General features: G+C 71.6%; 5 protein-coding genes. 2 read left to right on the forward strand and 3 right to left on the reverse strand.

Annotated features, from left to right (window positions below):
- The 3 genes from HF577_RS36290 to HF577_RS36300 all read right to left on the reverse strand — a co-directional run.
- Positions 1-1,757, reverse strand: a 1,757-nt coding sequence (locus HF577_RS36290; protein ID WP_312859611.1) for an AAA family ATPase, incomplete at its 3' end; no start/stop codon positions are given.
- Positions 1,758-1,804: 47 nt separating this feature from the next.
- Positions 1,805-2,107: a DUF3040 domain-containing protein gene (locus HF577_RS36295; protein ID WP_169400527.1), complete on the reverse strand. Its 303-nt coding sequence runs from the start codon at positions 2,105-2,107 to the stop codon at positions 1,805-1,807.
- Between the two features lie 242 nt (positions 2,108-2,349).
- Positions 2,350-3,066, reverse strand: coding sequence for a CGNR zinc finger domain-containing protein (locus tag HF577_RS36300; protein ID WP_246267937.1), 717 nt, complete (start codon positions 3,064-3,066; stop codon positions 2,350-2,352).
- 91 nt (positions 3,067-3,157) lie between these two features.
- On the opposite strand from HF577_RS36300, the gene HF577_RS36305 reads away from it, so the two are divergent.
- Entirely contained in the window at positions 3,158-3,703 is a 546-nt protein-coding gene (locus tag HF577_RS36305; protein ID WP_169400528.1) for a carboxymuconolactone decarboxylase family protein, read from the forward strand.
- Between the two features lie 265 nt (positions 3,704-3,968).
- Positions 3,969-5,707, forward strand: a 1,739-nt coding sequence (locus HF577_RS36310; protein ID WP_312859612.1) for an AAA family ATPase, incomplete at its 3' end; no start/stop codon positions are given.

Here is a 5,707-nt window from a genome sequence, read left to right on the forward strand (position 1 = left end):
CCGGCGAGCGCATCCCAGGTCTCGATGTCCCACCCATGCGCGGCGGTGGTGCACGCGAGCCACAACGACTCCAGAGCTTCCTCCGCGGAGAGGTCCGGGGCGCGGAAGAGACTCAGCGCCCGCGTCACCATCGGCATCCCGGCCGCGTACCCGTCCGTGAAGCGGACCGCCAGGCCGTCGAGGAGAAGGTCGGCCGCGCGGGGAGGCAGCATCGGACGGGGCGCGGCATGCGCGGCCTCGGCCGCCTCGCGCACATTGCCGCCGATGGCCAACGGACCGGCGAACATCGACGCGGCGAGCGCGTCCCGGTAGGCCTCGCGGGCCAGCCGCACATCGACCCGCTGCAGTTGTCGAGCGGCTTTGAGCAGCAGCGGGGGCGCGTCGCTGCCGCGGTTCACGGAGAAGGAGATCTGGGCTCGCAGCAGGTCGGCCCGAGCGCGCTGCAACTCGTCCAGCGGGCCCGCCTCGGCAAGGGACAGCAGTCTCAGTGCGGCACCGGGGGCGCCCGCCTGGTGCGTGGCGTGCGCCGCGACCAGAGCGCGCTGCCTGCGGCGGCCCGGTTCGGGTGTCAGCTCGGCCGCCCGTTCGAGGAACGCGGCCGCCGCGGCGCGCCCGCCACGCGCCTGCGCTCGCCCTGCGGACTGTTCGAGTTCCGCGGCGACGTCCTCGTGGGGCTCGGCAACCGCCTGGGCTCGGTGCCATGCACGGCGATCGGGATCCGTCTCGGGGTCGGTCGCCTCCGCCAGTGCTCGGTGCACGGTGCGCCGCTCCTCAGCGGACGCTGCCCGGTAGATCGCCGACCGCAGCAGTGGATGCCGGAACCGCACCCGGCTGCCGATGTCGAGCAGGCCGGCCGAAGCCGCTGGCGCGGCCGCTTCCACCCGCATCCCGAGCCTCGCGGCCGCCCGCCACACCAGTACCGGATCACCGAGCGGCTCCGCGGCAGCAACCAGCAGCAGTTGCCGCGTGCCCGCCTCGAGCGGCTCCAGCTGTCGCCGGAGGCCCTCCTCGATCCGCCGCGGGATCGCCGGCGCGTCCGACGGCCCGAACCCGCCGGTCAGCTCGGCCGATGCCGGCCCCCGCGGCAGCTCCAGCAGTGCCCGCGGATTGCCCCGGGTCTCGTCAACGATCCGGTCGAGCACCTGCTGGTCGACCAGCCCTCGGAGCGCCGAACCCAGCAATGCCGGCGCGTCGTCGTTCGTCAGCCCGGTGACCAGCAGCTCCGGCAGATCGGCAAGCTCGGCCACCAGGTCGGGTTCCCGCGCGGCGAAGATCATCGCCAGCGACTCCGCGCCCAGCCGGCGCGCCGCGAAAGTCAGCGCCTGCACCGAGACGCGGTCGAGCCACTGCACGTCGTCCACGACACAGACCAGCGGCCGATCCCGCGCCGCGTCGGCCAGCAGACTCAGCGCGGCCAGGCCGACCAGGAAGCGATCCGGCGCCGGCCCGTCACTCATCCCGAACGCCGTACGCAGCGCGTCCCGCTGCGGAGCGGGCAGCCGCTGCGCCACGTCCAGGATGGGGGCGCACAGCTGGTGCAGCCCGGCGAAGTCGAACTCCATCTCCGACCGGACGCCCGCCGCGCGCAGCACCCGGCCACACGGCACCTGTTCGACCAGGTACTCCAGCAGGAACGTCTTTCCGACGCCGGGCTCGCCGCGCAACACCAGTGCACAGCCCGCACCCGCCCGAACCGCATCGAGCATCCGGTCGAGCACGCCGCACTCGCTGCGCCGACCTCGGGACGCCTGCGCCACGGCGGTCTCGCCGCACCGAGGCTCCGACGGGGCTGGGGCGACCGGGTTCATGTCTCGTTCGGCCGGGCGTTCCGCCGATCTTCTCGCCGCTTCTTCATCACGGCGAGGAGCGGATAGATGGTCAGCAGGGCGAGCCCACCCAGGGCGTACACCTTGAGATCATCGGTCACGAGTCCGACCAGCAAGAGCATTGCACAGAGCACCAGGGTGGTGACGTGCGATGCCTTTATCCAGCTGCGGCGCCGCTGCCTCATCGGTGCAGCAAGTTTGCGGACCAGCTCAGGATCACTTCTTCGCGTAAGATCCGCAATCCTGCTCAGCTGGAGAAATTCATTGTGGTCAAGGGTCATGGTTCCGCCGTGTGCTCGCTTCTACTGACTGGACGTGAGTGGGCAAGCTGCAGCGCGATTCCCGGATCGTCCGAGGCGGATGGAATGTCGGATTTCTCCGTGTCGGATTCCTCCGCGGCTCCTGATCGACAGGGGACCACGCGTCCTCCGCAACGTTGCGCTGTGACGACATCCATCGCATCCGTGGGTTCGCTGGTGTGGCCGGTACCGGGGTACACCGGTACCCGGGTGAATCAGGACGGCTACGGTCGCGACCGCCGCGTCCTCTCGGCGGCCGTCGGCCGGCTGTCGATGTGATGACGCTGGTAGTGACGCGCCACCCGAGCCCGATTGCCGCACACCGCCGAGCACCATTCCCTCCGCGGATGCTGCTTCAGGAAGTACAGGAGGCAGCCCGGAGCCAGGCACGCCCGCAACTGCTTGCGTCGGCCATCCGTGAACAGATCCACGGCCTGGTGCGCGATGAAGGCGACAGCGAGGTCGCCGGTCGTCCCGCTCGTACGAAACACGGGAACGGGATCTCCACCGGACGGCCACCGCAGTTCCGGCCATGCTGCCGCGAGGGCGTTGAGCGTGTCGATCGCGTTCTGCCGTTCCGGAATCACGGACGTCACCGGGGGCCGGGGGTCCTCGGTCACTTCCGCGGCCAGTCGGCGGAGCGCATCGCGCAGCGCCCGCAGCCGGTCGGCGAGATCGTGCTCCGTCGCACCGCCGACGGCAGCCGGACCCACAGTGGCACCGGCCTCGCACCGCAGCCGGTCATCGATCGCACGTAGCCAGGCGGTCACCGAGGCGTCGTCGCCGAGCGCGTCCTGCACGTCCTTCCGGTCGATCCCCACCGTGTTCATGAGCTCCACCGGAAGTGGCTCGCCGAGCAACGTGGCCGCGGTGGGCGCCTCTGGGTGTCCCATCTGTCCCAAGCTAGCACAAAACCTAATGCTTGCGGCGCGCACATCCATTTGACAATCCAGCGCGCGGGTGGCACGGTCACTAATGGGTGTTGATCGCTTCATCCATTAGTCCGTCATTTCGCCCAGAAGGGACCATCACATGTCCACGCTTCCGAAGATCGAGCCGGCAGACGCGACCGAGCCCACCGCCGAGGTGCTGGCCGAGGTCAAGAAGGCCCTCGGGTCGGTGCCGAACATGGCCAAGACCATGGCGAACAGCCCGGCGCTGGTCAGGGGCTGGCTCGCGCTGTCCGGCGCCCTGGGCGGCGGCGTGCTTCCCGCGCCCGTCCGGGAACGGCTCGCTCTCGCCACGGCGGAGTACAACCGCTGCGAGTACTGCCTGTCCGCGCACACCTTCATCGGCTCGAAGGTCGCCAAGCTCGACCCGGACGAGATCGAGCGTGCGCGGCACGCCGACTCCGCCGACGCCCATGTCGCAGCGCTACTGGCCCTGTCCGACACGATCGCCCGAGGACGCGGCACCATCGACGGCGCCGCGCTGAGTTCCGCCCGGGCCGCCGGCGTCACCGACGCCGAGATCGCCGAGGTGGTCGGCAACCTCGCACTCAACATCCTCACGAACTACTTCAACATCCTCGCTGACACCGACAACGAGTTTCCCGTCGTCGCACCGCACGAGGCCTGAGCAACCCGACTGATGCCGCGGCAGCCAGGGGCTCGACGACGAGCCCCTCGACTGCCGCGGCCGTTTCGTGTCGACTCCGACTGCAAAGAAGCTCATGACGCCTCGACGAGACGAACCACATCCCGCAGTGCGGGTACACGTCCCGACGGGTGGCCGCGGCGTCGGGGGGTTCGTGCCCCGCGTCGGCGTTGTGGCGCGCGGCCGGAAGGCCCGCGCATACTCGGCCCCGTGGTCCGACGAAGACGTGCAGCGGCGGCGTGACCAGGTGTTACGGGGCCGGTGCAGCGAGTGTGAAACCCTCGATGGGCTCCTGGAAGCCGTTCGGGCGGGCGAGAGCCGCGCACTGGTGTTGCGCGGCGAGCCCGGCGTGGGCAAGACGTTCCTGCTGGAGTACCTGGTCGGGCGCGCGTCCAAGATCCGGGTGGCGCGGGTCGTCGGTGTCCAGTCGGAGATGGAACTCCCGTTCGCCGGGCTCCATCAGCTGTGCGCGCCGATGCTGGACCTGGTCGAGCGGCTGCCCGGTCCGCAGCGCGACGCGCTGCGCACGACGCTCGGGCTGAGTTCCGGCCCGGCACCGGATCGCTTCCTGGTCGGGCTGGCTGTGCTGGGCCTGCTCGCCGAGGTGGCCCGGGAGCGGCCGCTCCTCTGCGTACTGGACGACGCCCAGTGGCTCGACCACGCCTCCGCGCAGGCGCTGGCGTTCGTTGCGCGCCGGCTGGGGGCCGAGTCGGTGGCGATGGTCTTCGCGACGCGGGTTCCGGACGAGGCCGCGGAGCTGGCGGGCCTGCCGGAGCTGGCGGTGGAGGGGTTGCCCGATGACGAGGCGCGCACACTGCTGGGCTCGGCGCTTCGCGGGCCGGTGGACGAACGCGTGCTGCAAAGGATCGTCGCCGAGACGCGGGGCAACCCGCTGGCGCTGTTGGAGCTGCCGCGGGGACTGACGCCCGCGGAGCTGGCGGCCGGGTTCGGGCCGCCCGGCGCGCGGGCGATCCCGCAACAGATCGAGGACAGCTTCCGGCGCCAGCTGGAGCCGCTCGACGTCGAGACCCGCCAGCTGCTGCTGGTCGCTGCAGCGGAGCCGGCCGGGGACCCCGTGTTGGTGTGGCGAGCGGTCGAGCGGCTCGGGATCGGGGCTGCCGCGGCATCCCCGGCCGCGACGGCCGGGCTGGTCGACATCGGCACGGTGGTGCGGTTCCGGCACCCGCTCGTGCGGTCGGCGATCTACCGGGCAGCCTCCCCCGAGGAGCGGCGGACCGCGCACCGAGCACTGGCGGAGGCGACCGACCCCAGGACGGATCCCGATCGGCGTGCCTGGCACTGTGCCGGGGCGGCGCCCGGTCCCGACGAGGATGTCGCCGACGAGCTCGAGCGCTCGGCCGACAGGGCGCAGGCGCGCGGCGGCCTCGCCGCGGCGGCCGCGTTCCTGGAACGGGCGGCCGAGCTGACCCCCGATCCGGCACGCCGAGCCGAGCGCACGCTGGCCGCCGCGCAGACCACCCACCACGCCGGCATGCCCGACGCGGCGCTGCGACTGCTGTCCATCGCCGAGGCGGCCCCGCTGGACAAGCTCCAGCGCGCCCAGACGGACCTGCTGCGCGCCCAAATCGCGTTGACCGTGAACCGCGGCAGGGAGGCGCCACCGCTGCTGCTCAGTGCCGCCAAACAGCTCGAGCCACTCGACGCGCGGCTGGCCCGTGAGACCTACCTGGACGCGTTGCTGGCGGTGATGTTCGCCGGCGCACTGGCCACCGACGGCAGTGTCCGGGAAGCGGCCGAGGCGGCGCGGGCCGCGCCACCGCCCGCACAGCCCTTGCGGGCGCCCGATCTTCTCCTCGACGGCCTGGCGATCCGCTTCACCGAGGGATATGCCGCAGGACTGCCGATACTGCGGGAGGCGCTGCGCGCCTTCCGCAGCCCGGACCTCTCCGAGGAGGAGCTGCACTGGCTCTGGCTAGCCCACATCACCGCCGGGAACCTCTGGGACGAGGAGACGCACGACACCGA

Origin of the sequence: Pseudonocardia xinjiangensis, from assembly GCF_012911925.1 — a bacterium.
GTDB classification, from domain to species: Bacteria; Actinomycetota; Actinomycetes; order Mycobacteriales; family Pseudonocardiaceae; genus Pseudonocardia; species Pseudonocardia xinjiangensis.